The sequence below is a fragment of the Rhodococcus yunnanensis NBRC 103083 genome, assembly GCF_001895005.1.
Lineage (GTDB): Bacteria > Actinomycetota > Actinomycetes > Mycobacteriales > Mycobacteriaceae > Rhodococcoides > Rhodococcoides yunnanense.
Window position 1 is genome coordinate 68,333 of the sequence record NZ_BCXH01000017.1, and the last position, 21,242, is coordinate 89,574.

The 21,242-nt window shown below is 63.9% G+C and carries 15 protein-coding genes; 8 read left to right on the forward strand and 7 right to left on the reverse strand.

Annotation, left to right across the window (positions count from 1 at the left end):
- Positions 1-18: 18 nt before the first annotated feature.
- The 4 genes from lspA (at position 19) to dnaE (ending at position 5,776) form a co-directional block, all read left to right on the forward strand.
- Positions 19-525: a signal peptidase II gene (lspA, locus tag RY1_RS22905; RefSeq protein ID WP_245819893.1), complete on the forward strand. Its 507-nt coding sequence runs from the start codon at positions 19-21 to the stop codon at positions 523-525.
- On the forward strand, positions 522-1,448 hold the full coding sequence (locus tag RY1_RS22910) for an RluA family pseudouridine synthase (protein ID WP_072806353.1): 927 nt from the start codon (positions 522-524) through the stop codon (positions 1,446-1,448). Before lspA ends, RY1_RS22910 begins: the two co-directional genes overlap by 4 nt.
- Positions 1,445-2,107, forward strand: coding sequence for a hypothetical protein (locus RY1_RS22915; RefSeq protein ID WP_072806354.1), 663 nt, complete (start codon positions 1,445-1,447; stop codon positions 2,105-2,107). Before RY1_RS22910 ends, RY1_RS22915 begins: the two co-directional genes overlap by 4 nt.
- A 132-nt stretch (positions 2,108-2,239) precedes the next feature.
- Positions 2,240-5,776 (forward strand): DNA polymerase III subunit alpha, encoded by a 3,537-nt coding sequence (gene dnaE / locus RY1_RS22920; RefSeq protein WP_072806355.1) that lies wholly within the window; start codon positions 2,240-2,242, stop codon positions 5,774-5,776.
- A gap of 10 nt (positions 5,777-5,786) precedes the next feature.
- Here the strand turns inward: dnaE and RY1_RS22925 are convergent, their stop codons facing one another.
- Complete coding sequence (locus tag RY1_RS22925; protein ID WP_072806356.1) at positions 5,787-6,029, reverse strand: hypothetical protein; 243 nt, start codon at positions 6,027-6,029, stop codon at positions 5,787-5,789.
- Between the two features lie 233 nt (positions 6,030-6,262).
- Here RY1_RS22925 and RY1_RS22930 point away from each other — a divergent pair, with 233 nt between their 5' ends.
- The 3 genes from RY1_RS22930 to ilvA are packed head-to-tail and all read left to right on the forward strand — an operon-like array spanning position 6,263 to position 9,913.
- Entirely contained in the window at positions 6,263-6,697 is a 435-nt protein-coding gene (locus RY1_RS22930; protein WP_072806357.1) for a nitroreductase family deazaflavin-dependent oxidoreductase, read from the forward strand.
- Between the two features lie 14 nt (positions 6,698-6,711).
- Positions 6,712-8,496, forward strand: a complete 1,785-nt coding sequence (locus tag RY1_RS22935; protein ID WP_072806358.1) for a pyruvate dehydrogenase — start codon at positions 6,712-6,714, stop codon at positions 8,494-8,496.
- 55 nt (positions 8,497-8,551) lie between these two features.
- Positions 8,552-9,913, forward strand: a complete 1,362-nt coding sequence (gene ilvA, locus RY1_RS22940; protein ID WP_072806359.1) for a threonine ammonia-lyase IlvA — start codon at positions 8,552-8,554, stop codon at positions 9,911-9,913.
- Here the strand turns inward: ilvA and RY1_RS22945 are convergent.
- Positions 9,901-10,443, reverse strand: coding sequence for a TetR/AcrR family transcriptional regulator (locus RY1_RS22945; protein WP_072806421.1), 543 nt, complete (start codon positions 10,441-10,443; stop codon positions 9,901-9,903). The genes ilvA and RY1_RS22945 overlap by 13 nt on opposite strands.
- A 122-nt stretch (positions 10,444-10,565) precedes the next feature.
- Here RY1_RS22945 and RY1_RS22950 point away from each other — a divergent pair, with 122 nt between their 5' ends.
- On the forward strand, positions 10,566-12,077 hold the full coding sequence (locus RY1_RS22950) for an MFS transporter (protein WP_072806360.1): 1,512 nt from the start codon (positions 10,566-10,568) through the stop codon (positions 12,075-12,077).
- 17 nt (positions 12,078-12,094) lie between these two features.
- Here the strand turns inward: RY1_RS22950 and treZ are convergent, their stop codons facing one another.
- From treZ to RY1_RS22975, 5 genes are all read right to left on the reverse strand, one after another.
- Positions 12,095-13,846, reverse strand: a complete 1,752-nt coding sequence (gene treZ, locus RY1_RS22955) for a malto-oligosyltrehalose trehalohydrolase (protein ID WP_072806361.1) — start codon at positions 13,844-13,846, stop codon at positions 12,095-12,097.
- On the reverse strand, positions 13,843-16,245 hold the full coding sequence (treY, locus tag RY1_RS22960; protein WP_072806422.1) for a malto-oligosyltrehalose synthase: 2,403 nt from the start codon (positions 16,243-16,245) through the stop codon (positions 13,843-13,845). Before treY ends, treZ begins: the two co-directional genes overlap by 4 nt.
- A gap of 7 nt (positions 16,246-16,252) precedes the next feature.
- Positions 16,253-18,508, reverse strand: coding sequence for a glycogen debranching protein GlgX (gene glgX / locus RY1_RS22965; RefSeq protein ID WP_072806362.1), 2,256 nt, complete (start codon positions 18,506-18,508; stop codon positions 16,253-16,255).
- A 33-nt stretch (positions 18,509-18,541) separates the two neighbouring features.
- The gene (locus tag RY1_RS22970) at positions 18,542-20,647 is read right to left on the reverse strand and encodes an acyltransferase family protein (RefSeq protein WP_072806363.1); all 2,106 of its coding nucleotides are present in this window, start codon (positions 20,645-20,647) and stop codon (positions 18,542-18,544) included.
- 91 nt (positions 20,648-20,738) lie between these two features.
- A complete protein-coding gene (locus RY1_RS22975) occupies positions 20,739-21,203 on the reverse strand; it encodes a MarR family winged helix-turn-helix transcriptional regulator (protein WP_072806364.1) in 465 nt (154 codons plus the stop codon).
- Positions 21,204-21,242 lie beyond the last annotated feature (39 nt).

Genomic DNA, 21,242 nt, shown 5'->3' on the forward strand with positions numbered 1-21,242 from the left:
CGACCGTTGCGCACTCGGATGCTGATTCTGATCGCTGCCGTCGTGCTTGCACTCGACCTCGCGACGAAGATCGCCGTCGTCGCATGGATAAAGCCGGGTGACCCCGTCGAGCTGATCGGCGACGTAGTGACGCTGCGTCTCGTGCGCAATCCCGGCGCCGCGTTCTCGATGGCGACGGGTATGACGTGGCTGCTGACCGTCGTGGCCGTCTGTGTGGTCATCGGCGTGATCCGGATCGGTCGGACTCTGCGATCCCCGTGGTGGGCGCTCGGGCTCGGGCTTGTTCTCGGCGGTGCGTTGGGCAACTTGATCGACCGCTTCTTTCGTGCGCCTGGACCGCTTCAGGGGCATGTCGTGGACTTCGTCTCGGTCGGGTGGTGGCCGGTGTTCAACGTCGCCGATTCGTCGATCGTGTGCGGAGCGATTCTGCTCGTTGCCTTGAGCCTGTTCGGATTCGAACCGAACGGAAGACGCACACACTCGAAACGCGACGATGCGAAGTCGGCATCGGCGGCGGACAAGTGAGGGAATCACGATCGATGCCGGTGCCGGACGGTCTCGACGGAATGCGCGTCGACGCGGGCGTGTCGAGGCTCCTCGGGCTGTCGCGCACCGTCGTCGCAACCTTGGCCGAGGAAGGTTCCGTCGAAGTCGACGGTGCCGCGGTGGGCAAGTCCGATCGTCTGGCTGCGGGAACGTGGCTCGAGGTGGAGCTTCCCGAGCCCGCGCGTGAGCTCACGATCGTCGCCGAACCCGTCGAGGGAATGGAAATCCTCTACGCCGACGACGACATCGTCGCGGTGGACAAGCCCGTCGGAGTCGCGGCGCACGCGAGTGTCGGCTGGACCGGCCCCACGGTCATCGGTGGCCTCGCGGCCGCAGGATTCCGTATCTCGACGTCCGGATCGCACGAACGGCAGGGGATCGTCCATCGTCTGGACGTGGGCACGTCGGGCGTGATGGTGGTCGCGACGTCGGAACGGGCGTACACCCTGCTCAAGCGCGCGTTCAAGCAGAGGACCATCGAGAAGCGCTATCACGCACTCGTCCAGGGTCATCCGGATCCGAGCAGCGGGACCATCGATGCTCCGATCGGGCGGCACGGAAGCAACGACTGGAAGTTCGCCGTGCGAGCGGACGGCAAGGCGAGCGTGACGCACTACGACACGATCGAGGCGTTCCAGGCAGCGAGCCTGTTGGACGTGCATCTCGAAACAGGTCGGACCCACCAGATTCGAGTGCATTTCTCCGCGCTTCGGCACCCGTGCTGCGGCGACCTGACCTACGGTGCCGATCCCACACTCGCGGACCGCCTCGGACTCGAACGGCAGTGGTTGCACGCCAAGTCGTTGGGATTCGCGCATCCATCCGACGGCCGCTGGGTTCAGATCGAGAGCAAGTATCCCGCGGATCTGGAACATGCGCTCGAGGTGCTGCGACACGCATGAACCGGTTGCGGGGTCTCGCCGAGGCGATGGTGCTCGTCGTCGTTGCAGTGTCGCTGTGCGCGGTCGTGGGTCTCGTCAACCCACTGCCGAAACCCGGCGTCAACACCGACAGCCTCGGTCCGGATTCCGGTGAGACCGTCCAGGACTACCTCTCCCGTGCTGAGGGCAGTATCGCGGGATCCGTGGACGCCGACGACCACTGGGCGCTCGTGTCGTTCGATGCTTATGTCGCGCCGGATCGAGCGCTCTCGATGGTCGCCGGAGCACGCGTCGCGCAGGTGGTGCTCAGGGTGCCGATCGAGCGAGTTCAAACGCGCGTGATCACCGTGGGAGTGCCCGGTACCGAGGCCTCGGTCGTCGGGGCAGCCGATGTCGCAGCGACAGAGCTGAATTCCTCGACCGGGCTGTGGGATCGTCAGTCCCGGATCGATTCGGCATCGGTGGCGCAACTGGCGGCCGGGTGCGAGTGTGTGGTCGGTCTCGTCGTTCGAGCGACGCCGACCGCGTCGGTGAAGATCGAACAGACCCCTGGAATCCGCGCGGTCGAGGCACTGCCTGCGGATGCGCGGGCCGGGCACTTCGCGGTCCGCGCTCTGCTGCCGGACTACACCGACATCGTGGGTCCGCTGCCCGACGACGGCGACATTCCGACGCCGTGAGACACGCGGGGGAGCAGACGCGCCGACGGCTGGGGATCTGTCGCCGCCAAGTAATAGAGTGGGTGCACTTCCACCGGCAATCTCGACAGGCTTACCCGTTGCTCTACCGCTCGACCTCAGGAGACATGTTTCGTGGCTGACTCGTTCGTTCATCTGCACAATCACACCGAGTACTCGATGCTCGACGGGGCGGCGAAGATCGCGCCGATGTTCGCAGAGGCGAGTCGGCTGGAGATGACGGCCGTCGGCATGACCGACCACGGCAACATGTACGGCGCGAGCGAGTTCTACAACGAAGCCAAGAAGGCCGGAATCAAGCCGATCATCGGTATCGAGGCGTATGTCGCTCCCGAGTCTCGGTTCAACAAGAAGCGCGTCCTGTGGGGTGACCGGAGTCAGAAGTCGGACGACGTCTCGGGCAGCGGTGCGTACACCCACATGACGATGGTCGCGGAGAACGCCACCGGCCTGCGCAACCTGTTCAAACTGTCCTCGCTCGCCTCGATCGAGGGCCAGCTCGGCAAGTGGGCTCGAATGGACGAGGAGATCATCGCGACGCATGCCGAGGGCATCATCGCGACAACCGGATGCCCGTCGGGCGAAGTGCAGACTCGCCTCCGGCTCGGTCAGGATCGCGAAGCCATGGAAGCCGCTGCGAAGTGGCAGGAGATCTGGGGACCGGAGAACTTCTTCCTCGAGTTGATGGATCACGGTCTGTCCATCGAACGTCGCGTTCGAGAGGGTCTGCTCGAGATCGGCAAGAAGCTGTCGATTCCGCCGCTCGCCACCAACGACTGCCACTACGTCACCAAAGATGCAGCGGAGAACCACGAAGCTCTGTTGTGCATCCAGACCGGAAAGACACTCAGCGATCCGACGCGCTTCAAGTTCGACGGCGACGGCTATTACCTCAAGTCCGCCGCCGAGATGCGTGAGCTGTGGGACGACCAGGTTCCAGGAGCCTGTGACAGCACGCTGCTCATCGCCGAACGCGTGCAGCCGTACGACGACGTCTGGGCCCACCGTGACCGCATGCCGATCTTCCCGGTTCCGGAGGGGCACACGCAGGGAACGTGGCTTCGGCACGAGGTTCTGACCGGGCTCGACCGTCGTTTTCCCGACGGGCCGACCGAGGAGTATCTCGCGCGCGCGGAATACGAGATCGGGGTCATCCTCGAAATGGGATTCCCGGCGTACTTCCTGGTGGTCGGTGACCTCATCAATCACGCGAAGGACGTCGGCATCCGCGTCGGGCCCGGTCGTGGTTCTGCCGCAGGCTCGCTCGTGGCGTACGCAATGGGCATCACCAACATCGACCCACTGCCGCACGGTCTGCTGTTCGAGCGATTCCTCAACCCCGAACGTGTGTCGATGCCCGATATCGATATCGACTTCGATGATCGCCGACGCGGAGAAATGGTCCGCTACGCCACCGAGAAGTGGGGCAGCGATCGCGTCGCACAGGTCATCACGTTCGGCACCATCAAGACCAAGGCCGCCATCAAGGACTCCGCGCGAGTTCAGTTCGGGCAGCCCGGTTTCGGCATCGCCGACCAGATCACCAAGGCGCTTCCGCCGCCCATCATGGCCAAGGACATCTCGGTGGCAGGCATCACCGACCCTGCGCACGAGCGGTACAAGGAAGCCACCGAGGTTCGGGCCCTCATCGACTCCAACCCCGACGTCGCCACCATCTACAAGACGGCCAAGGGCCTCGAAGGTCTGATCCGCAACGCCGGTGTGCACGCATGTGCGGTCATCATGTCGTCCGAGCCACTCACCGACGCCATTCCGGTGTGGAAACGCGCGCAGGACGGTGCGATCATCACCGGCTGGGACTACCCGTCGTGCGAGGCCATCGGTCTGCTCAAGATGGACTTCCTCGGTCTGCGAAACCTCACGGTCATCGGTGACGCGATCGACAACATCAAGGCCAACCGCGGCATCGACATCGATCTCGATGCGCTTCCGCTCGACGACCCTGCGACCTTCGAATTGCTTTCTCGCGGAGACACTCTTGGAGTGTTCCAGCTCGACGGCAGTGCCATGCGAGATCTGCTGCGCAGGATGCAGCCCACCGGTTTCGAGGACATCGTCGCCGTCCTCGCGTTGTACCGCCCTGGTCCGATGGGAATGAACTCGCACAACGACTACGCCGACCGAAAGAACGGCCGCCAAGAGGTCAAGCCGATTCACGCCGAGCTCGAAGAGCCGTTGAAGGTGATCCTCGGCGAGACCTACGGCCTGGTCGTGTACCAGGAGCAGATCATGCAGCTGGCACAGAAGGTCGCCGGCTACTCGCTTGGCCAGGCCGATCTCCTGCGTCGCGCCATGGGTAAGAAGAAGCTCTCCGAACTGGAGAAGGCGTACGCCGGATTCCGTCAGGGCATGTTGGACAACAGTTTCTCCGAGGCCGCCATCAAGGCACTGTGGGACACCGTTCTCCCGTTCGCCGGCTACGCGTTCAACAAGTCGCACTCCGCCGGTTACGGTCTGGTGTCCTACTGGACCGCTTACCTCAAGGCCAACTACCCGGGCGAGTACATGGCAGGTCTGCTCACCAGCGTCAGCGACGACAAGGACAAGTCGGCCATCTACCTCGCCGACTGCCGCAAGCTCGGCATCACCGTGCTGCCGCCGGACGTCAACGAGTCCGAGCTCAACTTCGCCTCGGTCGGCAAGGACATCCGATTCGGGCTCGGCGCGGTGCGCAACGTCGGTACCAACGTGGTCGCGTCGATCATCAGGGCGCGGGAGGAGAAGTCGAAGTACACCGACTTCTCCGACTATCTCGGCAAGATCGACGCTCTCGCCTGCAGCAAGAAGGTCACCGAATCCCTCATCAAGGCAGGCGCTTTCGATTCACTGAATCATCCGCGTAAGGGCCTGATGCTCATTCATGCCGATGCGATCGATTCGGTGATGGGCACCAAGAAAGCCGAGGCGATCGGCCAGTTCGACCTTTTCGGCGGCGAGGACGCCGACGAATCCATCTCCGCGGTGTTCAACGTGCGTGTGCCCGAGGACGAATGGGAGTCCAAGCACCGTCTGGCCCTCGAACGCGAGATGCTCGGCCTGTACGTGTCCGGTCACCCGTTGCTCGGCGTCGAGCACATGCTGGCTGCCCAGTCCGACACGAACATCCCGGCCATTCTCGAAGGTGACATCAAGGACGGAACGCAGGTCACGATCGGCGGCATTCTCGCGTCGGTGAACCGCCGTATCAACAAGAGCGGTCTGACGTGGGCGTCGGCGCAACTCGAAGACCTCGTGGGCGGTATCGAGGTGCTGTTCTTCCCGCAGGCGTACTCGGTGTTCGGAGCCGATGTCACCGAGGACTCGGTCGTTTTGGTGAAGGGGCGGGTCTCGGTACGCGACGACCGCATTTCTCTCATCGCCAACGACCTTGCCGTACCTGACCTGTCGGCTGTCGGCGTCGCGAAGCCGCTGGCGGTTCTCCTGCCGACGAGATTGTGCACCGCCGACAAGGTCGGTGCGCTGAAGAAGGTTCTGATGAGCCACCCGGGTACGTCGGATGTTCACTTGCGACTCGTCAGCGGGGACAAGGTGACCGCGATGAAGCTCGACGACAGTCTGCGGGTCACGCCGACGTCAGCGCTGATGGGTGACTTGAAGGCGCTGCTCGGGCCGGGTTGCCTCGCAGGCTGACCGGCCGCGATTACTTCCGAAGAGTCGAGAATCTTTCGGCTGCCTTGAGGCCCCACCATGCCGCGACGGCTGCAGCGGCGGCGCTGAGCACTGCGACCTGCAGCGATGCAGTGAAAGCAAGGGCGCCGACGAATACGAGCATCCCGAGCACCAAGGCCTCGACCTTGTAGACGGGCCATGCGGTACCGGCGATGTCGACGGTGTTCACGCGTGCGGTCGGCCGCGTCGACAGCTTGGGAACTGCGTATGTCATGGAGTGCTCCGTTCGGGCGTGCTGTCTGCTGTCCTCAGGGTATACGCACACAGGGTTTCGGGCCACCGAAACTTTTCCTCGTGCCCCAGGTCCTCCCGCAAACGCACGTGCGTTTGTGTGGGTGGTGGGGTGTTGCCCCAGGTTTGTCCGCAAACGCATGTGCGTTTGCGCGGGGGTGGGTGGGTGGGTGAGACAGGTGGCGAAACAGCTGTGACGGGTGTTGACTCGAGTGCATGCCATTGACAGGTGAATACGAACCGAGCACATCCGACTGGGCGCGCAAGCAGGCCGAGCTTCTCGAAGAATCGGGCGGCGCCAAAGGTACGACCCTGAACGGAATGCCAGTCATCTTGCTGACGACGAAGGGCAACAAGACCGGCAAACTACGGAAGACGCCGCTGATGCGCGTCGAGCACAACGGCGAATACGCGGCCGTCGCTTCGTTGGGAGGCGCACCGAAGAATCCGGTCTGGTACTACAACATCGTGGCCGAACCTCTGGTCGAATTGCAGGACGGCACAGAGAAAGCCGACTACACCGCGCGTGAAGTGACCGGTGACGAGAAAGCGGTGTGGTGGGACCGGGCTGTCGCAGCGTTTCCCAACTATGCGGAGTACCAGACGAAGACCGACCGCGAAATTCCCGTGTTCGTCCTGACCAAGGCTTAGAGGAGACCCCTGAATTGAGTCCCAAGACCGCCAAGACCGTCGCCGAACAGATCATCGCTCAACTGATCGAGGCCGGCGTCGAGCGCATCTACGGCATTGTCGGCGACAGCCTCAACCCCATCGTCGATGCAGTGAGGCGTAGTGGCGGTTCCGCATCGGGCGGCATCGATTGGATTCATGTCCGCCACGAGGAGGCGGCGGCGTTCGCCGCGTCGGCCGAGGCGCAACTGACCGGCAAGCTTGCCGTCTGCGCCGGCTCCTGTGGACCGGGAAATCTGCACCTCATCAACGGTCTGTACGACGCGAACCGCTCCGGTGCGCCGGTCCTGGCCATCGCGTCGCATATTCCGGCGGTACAGATCGGGTCGAGTTTCTTCCAGGAGACGCATCCGGACCGGTTGTTCGTGGAGTGTTCGGTGTACACCGAGTTGATCAGCACTCCCGAACAGTCGCCTCGTGTGGTGCATTCGGCGCTGCAGCATGCGGTGGCCAAGTCGGGTGTCGCAGTGGTGACCTTGCCGGGTGACATCGCGGACGAGCCGGTCGGTCGCGCCGCACCTGCGTTCGTGCGGACGGCAAGGCCGTCGTTGGTACCTGCCCACGAGGACGTCGAAAAGCTGGCGCAGGTGATCGATGCGGCAGGGACCGTTGCCATCTTCGCCGGCGCGGGTGTGCGCGACGCGCGTGCGGAATTGCTCGCGCTTGCTGAGGTTCTCGGCGCGCCGATCGGGCATTCGCTGCGCGGCAAGGAATTCGTGCAATACGACAACCCGTATGACATCGGTATGACGGGCCTGCTCGGTTATGGCGCCGCGCACGACGGAATTCACGACGCGGATCTGCTGCTGTTGATCGGCACGGACTTCCCGTACGACCAGTTCCTCCCGGATCGCGTACGAACCGCGCAGATCGACAGTGCAGCGGAGAAGTTGGGCCGCAGAACGAGTCTCGACCTCGCCGTGCACGGTGACGCGAAGGACACACTTGCAGCATTGCTGGCGCAGGTGACACGCAAAACGGACCGGTCGTTCCTGGAGCGGACACTGGATCGGCACAACAAATTGATGACGAAGGTAGTCGGCGCGTACACCAAGCCGGTCAAACAGCGCACTCCGATCCATCCAGAATACGCCGCGTCGATTCTGGACGATCTTGCTGCGGAGGACGCGATCTTCACCGCAGATACCGGCATGTGCAACGTCTGGACTGCTCGATATCTCAACCCGAACGGGTCGCGCCGCTTCCTGTCCTCGGCATTGCACGGGTCGATGGCCAATGCGTTGCCGCACGCCATCGGCGCCCAGGTCGCATTCCCGACGCGGCAGGTGGTGTCGATGTCGGGAGACGGTGGACTGTCGATGCTGCTCGGGGAGTTGGTGACCGTCGCGATGTATCGCCTGCCCGTGAAAGTGGTGGTGTTCAACAATTCGACACTGGGCATGGTGAAGCTGGAGATGCTCGTCGACGGCATTCCGGATTTCGGAGTGGACGTTCCGGCGACGGACTACGCGGCGGTCGCGTCGGCGCTGGGTTTCTTCTCGAAACGAATCGAGAGTCCGGCCGATCTCGAGAGCGGTATTCGGGCTGCTCTCGAACACGACGGACCGGCGCTGGTCGACATCGTGACAGATCCGAACGCGCTGTCGTTGCCGCCGAACATCACTGGAGGGCAGGTCAAGGGCTTCGCGTTGGCGATGTCGCGCATGGTCATGAACGGAGGCGTCGGTGAAGCCGTCCAGATGGCGAAGTCGAATCTACGCAACGTTCCACTGCCGTCGCAGATCGAGCCGCGGTCCTAGCGCGAACCCACGCCCGGTTCGGGGCGAGAACTGCGCTGGTGGCAGCATGTAGCTCGTGTCCCAATCGCCTGAAGCAGTCGTATCGAGCAGCCGCCGGTTCCCCGTGACCGCGGATGACATCGACGAGGCTGCGCGGCGAATTTCGGGCGTGGTTGCTGCGACGCCACTGCAGTACTGCGAGCGGCTGTCCGCCGCTACCGGCGCGCGTGTGTATCTCAAGCGCGAGGACCTGCAGATCGTGCGCTCGTACAAGATTCGCGGCGCATACAACTTGATGGCACAGCTGAGCGCCGAGGAACTGGCGGTCGGAGTGGTGACGGCCAGTGCGGGTAACCATGCGCAGGGTGTGGCCTTCGCCTGCCGTTCGATGAAGGTGAACGGCAGGATCTACGTACCCGCCAACACTCCCAAGCAGAAGCGCGACCGGATCCGTGTGCACGGGGGTGAGTTCGTCGAGCTCATCGTCACCGGCGACACATTCGACGCAGCCGCCGAAGCCGCGGCCGCGGATGTCGTCCGGACCGGAGCCACGATGGTCCCGCCGTTCGACGACGAACGCACCGTTGCGGGCCAGGGCACCATCGCCGCGGAGATCGTCGAGCAGTTGGGGTCGGCCCCCGATACCGTCGTCATGCCGGTCGGTGGTGGTGGGTGCATTGCGGGCATCTCGGCGTATCTGCGGGAGAGGTCGCCGTCGACCGCACTCGTCGGGGTCGAACCATCCGGTGCTGCATCGATGACGGCAGCACTTGTTGCCGGTGGACCGGTCACGCTGTCCGACATCGACCCGTTCGTCGATGGTGCAGCGGTGCGCCGCATCGGCGACGTCCCGTACGCGGCGTTGCAGTACCTCGGTGCCCAGGTGGTGTCGCATGCGTCGCTGCCACTCGTCACTGCGCCCGCGTTTCCCCGAAGTGACGAGACCGCTGGGCCGTTCCTGATGACCCAGATCGACGAGGGCGCGATCTGCACGGCGATGTTGGAGCTGTATCAGAACGAGGGTGTCATAGCCGAGCCTGCAGGCGCATTGAGTGTCGCTGCGTTGCAGCAGATATCGGTGGCGCCGGGGAGCACCGTCGTGTGCCTGATATCGGGCGGCAACAACGATGTGTCGAGGTACGGCGAGATCCTCGAACGCTCACTGGTGCACCTGGGCTTGAAGCATTACTTCCTGGTCGACTTCCCGCAGGAGCCCGGTGCGCTTCGCCGGTTCCTGGACGAGGTACTCGGCCCCGACGACGACATCACTCTGTTCGAGTACGTCAAGCGCAACAACCGCGAGACCGGCGCCGCGTTGGTCGGTGTCGAGCTCGGGGTTGCGACGGGCCTGAGCGCGTTGCTCGAGCGGATGCGATCGTCGCGCTTGACGGTGGAACAGCTGGAGCCGGGTTCTCCCGCGTACCGCTACTTGACCTGATCGCCGGTCGAGCCGAGCAGGCGTTCGACGACCCGTTGGTGGAGTCCCGGATCCACCGCGGGGAGATCGAGGAGCGCACCCAGGTAGATACCGTCGCCTACGAGTCGAACGATCTCGGCGGTCACCGGGTCCGGAATTTCGGCCCGTAAACCCTCGTCCCACAGTCGCATGACCTCGGTGACGGCCTGTTGGATCTCGCCCGGGTTGCCGTCGACGCTTCGCAGCACCGCCAGCGTCGACCGGTACAGCGCGGTTTCCTTCTCCGAGATCGAGGCGGGTGGCTGAAGATACCAGTGGGCGACGGTCGTTCCTCCCGCAGCGGCCTGCGCGCGCTGCTGATCGGAGCGGTCGCCGAGCCTTCGCACCATCGCGGCGATCATCGCGTCCTTGGTATTGAAGTGGTACAGCAGGCCACCTTTGGACACGCCTGCCTTTGCTGCGACGTTCTCCAGGGTCACCTTGGTCAGTCCCTGGTCGAGAAGCATCTCTTCGAGTGCGTCGAGGATTCGGTCTCGGGTGTCGGACGACATGACGTCGACCATACAGAATTCGCTTTACCGGCTGGACGGTCGGCTGCTAGCCTGGGCTACTGTACCGGCTGGACGGTTCAGTCGCGGGAATGGGTCGAGGAGAAATCGTGAGTGAGTTGCGCATGCCGAGCATGCAACCCGCCGTTGTCGGTAAGGCGACGACACGGGACTGGTTCGGGCTGATCGTATTGGCGTTCGCCGTGCTGTTGATCGCCGTCGACGGGACGGTGCTCGATCTCGCCCTTCCGTTCATCAGCTCCGATCTTGCGCCGAGCAGCAATCAACTGCTCTGGATCATCGATGTCTACTCGTTCGTGCTCGCGGGCCTGCTCATCACGATGGGCACGCTCGGCGATCGAATCGGTCGTCGGAAACTGCTGCTGATCGGCGCGGCAGGCTTCGGTGTCGCATCTGTTGTCGCTGCGTTCTCGGTCAGCCCGGAAATGCTGATCGCCGCCCGTGTATTGCAAGGACTGTCGGGCGCAACATTGATGCCTGCGACACTCGGTCTGATCCGAACCATGTTCACAGACCCCCGCCAGCGCGTCACGGCGATCGGTGTGTGGGGTGCGATGGCAGGTGGCGGAGCAGCGGCAGGTCCGCTGGTCGGAGGCTGGTTGCTGGAGCATTTCTGGTGGGGATCGGTATTTCTCGTCAACATCCCCGTCATGATCGCGTTGATCGCGCTCGGTCCGCTAGTGATACCGGAGTCGAAGGATCCGAATCCGGGCAAGTTCGACCTGGTCAGTGCAGGTCTGTCGATGCTCGCACTCGTACCACTCGTCTACGCCGTCAAGGAAACCGCAGCCCACGGATTCAGTGGTGTGAATGCTCTTGCCGCTGTGATCGGACTCGTGGCAGGCATCGTCTTCGTCCGGCGCCAGAAGGTTCTCGACGTTCCGATGATCGATCTGCGGCTCTTCGCCAAACCTGCGTTCTCGACGGCCGTGTTCACCAACTTCCTGTCGGTGTTCGCCCTTGCGGGCGTGCTGTTCTTCGGTGCGCAGTACGTGCAGCTCGTTCTGGGTAACAGTCCGCTGGAGGCGGGGCTGCTGCTGTTGCCGGGGACGGCGTCGAGCATCGTGACCTCGCTTGTCGCTGCCTACCTGATCAGGGTGTGGCGTCCGGCAACGGTCCTGGCGGGCGGTCTCGCATTCTCTGCTGTGGGCGCAGCACTGTTGTTCGGCCTCGGCGTCGACTCCGGTCCGACGTTGTTCATCTTGGGCTTCGTTCTGGTCGGGGCTGGTGCGGGAATCGCGCTGACCTTGACTTCGGACCTCGTGGTCAGTTCCGTCGAACCGGAAAGGGCGGGCGCGGCGTCCGCTGTGTCCGAGACGGCCTACGAACTCGGCATAGCCCTGGGCGTCGCAATACTCGGCACCGTTGTGATGTCGTACTTCCGACGCGGCCTCGACGTGTCGGGTCTGGAGCCGTCGCAGGCTGCGGCGGCGCAGGAGACACTCGGCGGCGCGACCGAGGTCGCGCGAAGCCTGCCCGAGCGTGCGGCGGAACTGCTCAGCGATTCGGCGCACGCAGCGTTCGTGAACGGAATGCACGCGGCGTCGGTGGCCACGGCCGTCGTGCTGGCCGTGACTGCCGTCGCAGTGCTGGTGCGAATGCGCACCCGAGTGTGAGGGTTCACATCGGGCAGTTACCGTCCATACGCGGGCGGTGATGCAGCGAGAATAGTGAACGAATGACCGGGAATTCTTGTTGCCGAACCGGTTTCGTCCGATGTCGGCGGCTCCCACGACAGAAGTGGGGTGCCGCCGACCGGAACGGTCACGTCATTCGGAGAAAGGTTGCACACCAGGCGAATCGAACCACGATGGATGACGATCCACTGTTCGTCCTCGTCGTAGTCGACGGTCAGGTTTTCGAGCCACGGATCGGTCAACTCCGCGTATTGGCGGCGCAGCCGAAGCAATCCGCGATAGACCTCGAGCAATCTCGCGTGGTCTCCGCTGCCGAGTTCGGTCCAGTCGAGCTTGGACCTGAGGAATGTCTCCGGGTCCTGTGGATCGGGGATGTCTGCACTGTCCCAGCCGTGTTCGGCGAACTCGGCCTTTCTTCCGTCGGCTGTCGCCTTGCCCAGCTCCGGCTCCGGATGGGATGTGAAGAACTGGAATGGCGTCGACGCGCCCCATTCCTCGCCCATGAAGAGCATCGGCGTGTACGGCGAGGCGAGCACCAACGCTGCTTTGACGGCCAACTGCCCGGGGGAGAGGTAGAAGCCCGGTCGGTCTCCGGTGGCGCGATTGCCGACCTGGTCGTGTGTCGTGGTGTACGCGACGAACGAACTTGCCGGGACGCGCCTGGTGTCGATCGGACGACCGTGCCGACGGCCCCGGAAGGTGGAATACGTTCCGGCGTGGAAGAACCCTTGCCGCACCGTGTTCGCCAGTGCCTGCAAGGATCCGAAGTCGCCGTAGTAACCCTGGCGCTCACCCGAGACTGCAGCGTGGATGGCGTGATGGAGGTCGTCGTCCCACTGTGCGTCGAGACCGTAACCGCCACCCGACCTCGGCGTGATGAGGGAGGGGTCGTTGAGATCGCTCTCGGCGATCAATGTGAGTGGGCGCCCGAGATGCGCCGAGAGTCTGCGCGTGTCGATCGCCAGTTCTTCGAGCAGATGCACCGCGGTGTGGTCGACGATCGCGTGGACCGCATCGAGCCGTAGACCGTCGATGTGGAACTCCGAGAACCATCGCAGTGCGTTCTCGATGGCGTATCTGCGTACGGTGCCGGAATTCGCTTCGGCGTAGTTGATGGACTGTCCCCACGTGTTGGCGCCCTGCGCCATGTACGGGCCGTACTTCTCCAAATAGTTTCCCGACGGGCCGAGATGGTTGTAGACCACGTCCAGCACCACCGCCAATCCGCGGTTGTGGCAGGCGTTCACCAGGCGTTGCAATCCGTCCGGGCCGCCGTACGCCTCGTGGACGGTGTACCAGAGAACGCCGTCGTAGCCCCAGTTGTGGGTGCCGTTGAAGCCGTTGACCGGCATGATCTCCACGAACGTGACGCCGAGGTCGACGAGGTGGTCGAGCTTGCCGATCGCCGCATCGAACGTACCCTCGGATGTGAATGTGCCGGTGTGCAATTCGTACACGACTCCGCCTTGCAGCTGACGGCCGGTCCACGCGTCGTCCGTCCATGCCGATTCGTCGAGTCGATGCACCTGGGAGAGCTCGTGTACGCCGTCCGGCTGGCGGGGTGAACGCGGGTCGGGCAGAACGGCGGCGTCGTCGTCCAGAACGTAGCCGTACCTGCTGTCGGCCTCGGCCTCTGCGTCGACGAACCACCACCCGTCGTCCCGTCGCTGCATCGGATGGAGTTCACCGTCCAGGTGTAGGCGAACTGTCGTCGGAGTCGGTGCCCATACCTCGAAGCGGTGGTTCATCGGTCTTGCTCTCCTGCGTTCTCGCGGACCAGCAACGCCACAGGTAGCGCCCGGAACAGCTCGGCTGCCGTGCTCTCGCCGGTGTACACCGATTCGGTGAGCCGGTCACGCCACTGTCCAGGGGGGAGTACCACCGATGTCGTTCCCCAACCCTGGTGCGGGTCCTGACTTTCGGCGGCGAGGGTCAACGAGTGCCTGGTTGCCAGCGCGAGCACATCGGGATCGTCGAGCTCGGGGCCGCGCGAGAATCCGAGCACGTGCGTCGACGCCGATCCTGTTGCCTGCACCGGAGCATACGTTCCGCCGACGAAGCTGGCGGAACGCTCGCGGCGTAGTCGCAGCGCGGTTCGGACGACATGGAACTTTGCCGCCGGGTCGGTGGTGGCGGCAGTAGATGTGGTGCCCGACAGTAGATGTCGACGAACGGTGTAGTCGACCGGACGTCGGTTGTCCGGGTCGACGAGCGAGTCGTCCCACAATTCGGTGCCCTGGTAGACATCTGGAATGCCGGGTCCGACGAGGTGAAGGAGCTTCTGACCGAGCGCATCACTGCGGCCGTGTGGGTCGAGTCGTGTGACGAGCAATGTCAGCGAATCGGCGACCGATCCCCGGGTGATCGAGTCCACCCACTGGTGCACCGATGCCTCGAAGGTGTCGTCGACGTCGTTCCACCCGGTGCGAAGACCTGCCTCGCGAATCGCCTTCTCCGCGTAGGCGTGAATTCGCGACCGTAGCTCGTCGGTGACGACCCCGTCGGCCGGCCAGACGCCGAAGATGTTCTGCCACAAGAAGAGTCCGGTTGCGCCGTCCGGGCTCGGCACCAGCAACTCCCAGTCTGCGATGCACCGTGCCCACAATTCGGGTGTCTGCGACAGGACGCCGATGCGAGCACGTACGTCCTCGCCCCGCTTGGTGTCGTGGGTGGACAGCGTTGTCATCGCAGCAGGCCACCGCGCCGCGCGGTCCGCGTTCGCGAGATGGAACTGGGCGGGAGCCACGCCGAAATCGGCCGGGTCGCCGCCGACCTCTTGCAGCGAGATCAGCCGTGTCGCACGGTAGAACAAGCAGTCCTCGACGCCCTTCGCCGTCACGGCGCCGCACACCTGCTCGAACCTGACCGCCGACTCGTCGCCGATGACGAGTGCCGTTGCGACGGCATTCGATCCGGCTTCGAGGGCCGGGTTCGTCGCCAGTATCGCGCCGAGGACACGAGGCACGGTTCCGGCCAGGGGCGCGTAGTCGGATCGGTAGTACGGCATGTGCGACACCAGAGCGACGACGGCCTCGCGCACGTCCTCGAAGGGGACGTCCGATCGTGATTCTCTGATGATCGCCCGGGTCAGGCGCCGGACCTCGGGTGCCAGATCTCCCTGTGCGACCGAGCGTTTGAGCTCCAGCTCGGACTCGTGAAGCCACGTCGGGTCGCCCGAGAATCCGGTACGGGCGCGGCTGAGATCGCTCAGCGCCCCGGCACCTGCGGGGTCGACGAAGACTCCACCGAGATCGGCCAAAGCGTCGTAACCCGTTGTGCCGTCGACGGGTAGGGACTCGTCGAGAGGTTCACCGCGTGCGAGAATTTTCTCGACGACGAGCCAGCGGTCCGGTCCCATCAACTCGCGCAGCTCGGTCAGGTAACCCGCCGGGTCGGCAAGGCCGTCGGGATGATCGACGCGGATACCGTCGACCAGACCGTCCTTCATCCAGCTCGCGATCTCCACGTGTGAGGCGGTGAAGACGTCGAAGTCCTCTTGGCGAAGGCCTGCCAGCCCGTTGACCGAGAAGAAGCGGCGGTACCCCACGAGTCCGGCTTTCCAGCTGACCAGGCGATAGGCCTGCGCATCGTGTACGGCCTGCGCATCGTCGCCGTCGGTGCCCTCGGCGATGGGAAACCTGTGGTCGTAGTAGGCCAGGAGCGGCGCAGCTCCACTGCGGTCGATCGTCAGCTCGGCAGCGTCCTCCTCGGAGCCCAGGACCGGTAGCGCGATCTTGCCGTCGGCACCGTTGTCCTCGGCCCAGTCGATGTCGAAGAAGGCTGCGTACTCCGAGTCACGGCCTGCGGTGAGTACGTCCCACCACCACTGGTTCTGTCGTGGATCATCGACGCCGACATGGTTGGGGACGATGTCGACGACCGCACCCATACCCCGTGCGTGCAGCTCCGCTGCCAGCGCCTCGAGTGCGGGTCTGCCGCCGAGTGCAGGGGAGACGGCAGTGGGATCGACGACGTCGTATCCGTGGGTCGATCCTTCGGTGGCAGCGAGCACGGGAGACAGATATGCATGGGTGACGCCGAGATCGTCGAGATAGTCGACGATGCCTCGGGCATCCTCCAACGTGAACCCGTCCGGGCGGAGTTGCAGTCGATAGGTGCTGGACGGAATCGGCCTCGAAGGGGTCAACACAGTGTCAGTCCGTCTTTCGTAGAACGAGGAGTGACCGGGCAGCCACCTTCACCGGTGTACCCGCTTCGATGACATTTTCACTCGATCCCGTCGGAACAGCTGTGTCGAGTGCGACAGTCCACTCCTTCGCGTACTCACCGTCGGGTGTCAAAAACTCGATCGTCTCGTGATGTGCGTTGAAACACAGCAGGAACGAGTCGTCGACGACGCGTTCACCGCGCTGATTGGGCTCGGGGATTCCGTCGCCGTTGAGGAAGACGGTGAGGCTCTTGCCGAATCCGCTGTCCCAGTCCTCGGGTGTCATCTCTTCCCCGAACGGTGTGAGCCATGCGATGTCGCGTGCCTGCTCACCGCTTCGGATGGGCCTGCCCTCGAAGAATCGTCGACGACGGAAGACCGGATGGTCGTTGCGCAGCGCGATCGCAGTCTTGGTGAACTCGATGAGGTCCGCGTTGGTCTCGGCGAGAGACCAGTCCATCCATGCCAACTCGGAGTCCTGGCAGTAGACGTTGTTGTTGCCCTGCTGTGTCCGTCCGAGTTCGTCGCCGTGCGCGATCATCGGGGTGCCCTGGCTGAGCAGCAGTGTGGCCATGATGTTGCGAATCTGGCGGCCACGAAGTTCGAGGATCTCGGGGTCGTCGGTCGGGCCCTCCACCCCGCAGTTCCACGACCTATTGTGGCTCTCGCCGTCGTTGTTGTTCTCGCCGTTGGCCTCGTTGTGCTTGTCGTTGTAGGACACGAGGTCGTTCAGGGTGAAACCGTCGTGCGCGATGACGAAGTTGATGCTGGCACCCGGTCGTCGACCCGTCGCTTCGTACAGGTCCGAAGATCCGGTGAGCCGGGAGGCGAACTCACCGAGCGTGGCAGGCTCGCCGCGCCAGTAGTCGCGAACGGTGTCGCGGTACTTGCCGTTCCATTCGGTCCACAATCCGGGGAAGTTGCCGACCTGGTAGCCGCCTTCACCGATGTCCCACGGCTCGGCGATGAGCTTGACCTGGCTGACGATCGGGTCCTGCTGTACGAGGTCGAAGAATGCGCTCAGTCGGTCGACGTCGTGAAGTTCGCGTGCAAGAGTCGAGGCGAGGTCGAACCGGAAACCGTCCACGTGCATTTCGGTGACCCAGTACCGAAGCGAGTCCATGATCAGTTGCAGCGTGTGTGGGTGGCGAGCGTTGAGGCTGTTTCCGGTGCCGGTGTAGTCCATGTAGTGCGCGTTGTCACCGTCGACGACTCGGTAGTAGGCGGCGTTGTCGATTCCACGGAAGCTGATGGTCGGGCCCATGTGATTGCCCTCGGCGGTGTGGTTGTAGACGACGTCGAGGATCACCTCGATACCGGCCGCGTGGAATGCTCGCACCATCGCTTTGAACTCGGTCACGGCCGCGCCCGCGGTCGGATTCGAGGAGTAGTCGGCGTGTGGGGCCAGGAATCCGAAAGTGTTGTAGCCCCAGTAATTTCGGAGTCCCTGGTCGAGCAGCGTCTGGTCCTGCATGAACTGGTGCACCGGCATCAGCTCGATCGCGGTGATTCCGAGGTTCAGCAGATGGTCGATGATCGCGGGATGTGCGAGCCCGGCGTAGGTGCCGCGCAGCGATTCCGGCACGTCCGGGTGGGTGACGGTCATGCCCTTGACGTGGGCCTCGTAGATGACCGTCTCGTGATACGGCCGTCGGGGCGCGCGGTCGGCTTGCCAATCGAAGAACGGATTGATGACGACGGTGGTCATGGTGTGACCGAGCGAGTCGTGTTGCGGGAAGTCGTTGCTCGGCGACACATCGTGCGCGAGCGGTTCGGACTCGACGATCTCGCCGTCCGGATCGGCCAGGTCGTTGTCGTCCTCGAACGGCTTCTCAGGGGCCGCTGCGTCCTCCGGATCAGGAGCGTCGAAGCTGTAGGAGAACAGGGAGCGGTCGCCGTCGAACTCGCCCTCGAATGCTTTTCCGTACGGATCGAGCAGCAACTTGCTGGGGTCGCAGCGATGCCCGTTCGCCGGATCCCACGGGCCATGTACGCGGTAGCCGTATTTCTGTCCGGGTACCACCGACGGGAGATATCCGTGCCAGACGTATCCGTCGGACTCTTCGAATCTGATACGCGTCTCGGTGCCGTCGTCGGCGATGAGGCACAGATCGACGGCATCGGCGACTTCGGAGAACAGCGCGAAGTTGGTTCCTGCACCGTCGTAGGTGGCACCGAGCGGGTAGGCCGAGCCGGGCCAGACTGCGATCGCGGATGGTTCGATGGATGCGTCCTCAGTCATGGATCAACCCTACTGTGGCGCGATCGAACCGTCTCACCACCAACCGGTGGCCGCTGCCATCTGACGGCCCAGTTCGGTGGTCAGCGTCCGCATGTAGGTCGCGGTCAGGTGATGTTCGTCGCGATAGATCAGAACGTTGCCGACGATCACCCGGCAGATGTCGTCGTCGCAGAGTGCCTTCGACATGTCGAGCGGAAGGACCGAGGGGAATCTGAACGACGCCGCGAGAGCGGGGTCGAGTGGATCGAGTGCGTTGGCACGCGGCATCCCGCACGAGGTGGCGGTCCCGCCGTCCGCTAGGCAGTCGATCGCCCGGTACGCGATGCCGTCTCGCTCGAGCCACGGGTTGTCGCGCATCGCGAGAACCGGAACTCCGTGGGCGGACAGATCGGCCCAGACCTGCACGTACCAATCGGGGGTGTAGTCGCCGGGGCCGTCCTCGCGCGGTCGTGTCGAGGTGGTGAAGACGTAGTCCGGATGGGTCTGTTCGATATCGCCGAGAACTGCCTGCGTCCAATCGAGACACCCGGGATACTCCGCGTCGCCGAGCATCGGCATGGTCCCGACAGTGAGAGGACATCCCATCTTCAAGTAGGTGACGACACGGAACCCGTTCTGACGGCCGAGCAGATCGAGTGCCGTGATCCAGTGTTCGGCATGGGAGCTCCCCGCGAGCGCGACGGTGCGAGTCGCGTCCGGATCGCCGTATTCGCAGCTGATCACCTCGCTCGTGTCGAAGTCGGCGATGCAACCTTCGATGGTGGTGATCGGTAGGTCCTCCGGTGCGGAGAACAGTGCCGGCGTGGCGTCGGCATCCTCGGCGAGGGCGCCGTCGGTCATCACGAGCGCTCCAGGGTGTGTACTGAGATCGCTCGAATCGGAGGCCTGCAGCTGGGCCACCGTCCGGTCGATGTAGAAGTTCCAGCCGACCGAGCCTGCAATGACGGCGGCGGCCATGGAGGTGGCCACTGCGGTGATCGTGATCCTCGGCACCGTCCACGTCGGTGCCTGCAGAGGCTTCTCGACGAGTCGGACGGTCACCATCGCCAAGACGACCGACGCCGCGATGATCAACGTGCCCGCAGGGATACTCGCCGAGGATTCTCCCGAGACGGACAGCCAGAAAATCAGAATCGGCCAGTGCCACAGGTACAGGGGAAACGCGATCGATCCGAGCCACAGCCCGAAACGGGTACTGAGCACGCGGGCGACAGGTGTCTGCGGTCCGGCGAGAACGAGTGCGATCGTGGCGAGGACCGGGACGAGTGCCCACGGTCCGGGAAACTTCTGAACCCCGTCGAGGACGAACCCGCAGCCGACGATCGCGCCGAGTCCGGCGACGGCAAGGACGGTCAGTGCAGCCCGTCTCGGCCGGGACTCCTGCGTGGGGGCCGTACTGGCTCGTGCGGCGAACAGCGCTGCCAACGCAGCGCCGGTCATGATCTCCCACAGACGTGCGCCCGTGTCGTAGTAGTTCCACGACTGCAGGCGTGTCGCTCCGTCTGCGGCGTAGACGAAGGACAAGAGGGCAGCACCGGCGAACAGGACGAGAAACAGTCGCGGATGCGGGCTGGTGCGACCGCCACCACGGGACTTTCGAAGGAGTGCGGACAGTCCGAAGACAACCGCGATGGCCAGTAGATAGAACTGAAACTGCACTGCGACGGACCACAGATGCTGAACCGGGCTGACGGTGGGATCGGCAGCAAGGTAGTCCTGCGATGTCCACGCCAGTTCCCAGTTGGCGAAGAAGAAGACTCCGGAGACGAGTTGATCACCGACATCCGCCCAGCGGGTGCGCGGCAGAACCACCACGGTTGCCACCGCGATGCCCATCAGGACGAGAACAAGGGGTGGTCCCAGCCGCCTCAGTATGCGGCCGACACGTGTCAGCGGATTCAGGCTGCCGCCCGACTGGGCGGTTCGGATCAGGGACGCAGTGAAGAAGAATCCCGTCAACGTCAGAAAGACGTCGACACCGCCCGAGACGCGGCCCATCCAGATGTGGAACACCACGACGAGGGCGATCGCGACGCCGCGGAGACCGTTGAGATCGCGGCGAACATCCGGCCGTGCGCTCGGCGCACTCGTTTCGGCAGGCCGGTCCGATACGCCGAGTGGTTGGTAATGCGCATGCATAAGAGGGGGAAGGCTCCGACGGTCGACGTGTATCAGGACGGCGTTCTGTTACTCGGCCACACGATACTGGTCCGAAGCCTCGGGTGAACAATCACGCAACGGACGCCGACGCTCCGGTGGGTAAAGCGTGAATGGCGTCGACCAGCGATGCCAGCTCCGGGAGCTCTCGCGCCGACGCCAGGGCATTTTCGAGCACCGCGTCGTGTGTAGGGCGTGCCCGGTCGAGGAGAGCGCGGCCGTCTTCGGTGAGTTCGGTGTAGATGCCGCGTCGGTCGTCCTTGCACAGAATGCGGGTGAGAATTCCTCGGTCCTCCAGTCGATTCACGAGGCGAGTCGTCGCGCTACTGCTCAAAGCCGATGCCCGGGCGAGTTGTTGCATGCGCATGTGCCACCCGTCCTGGCGGCTCAATGCATCGAGGACCGTGTACTCGACGACCGACAGTGAGTGCTCGGTCTGCAGCGTCCGCTCCAGGTCGCCTTCGATGTGAGCATGCAACGCAGCCAGCGTTCTCCACCCTTGTGCGCGGATGAGTGATGAATCGTCTGCGATTCCCATGACGTGCTCCTTGTGCCGTGAACACGGTCGACTTTAGCA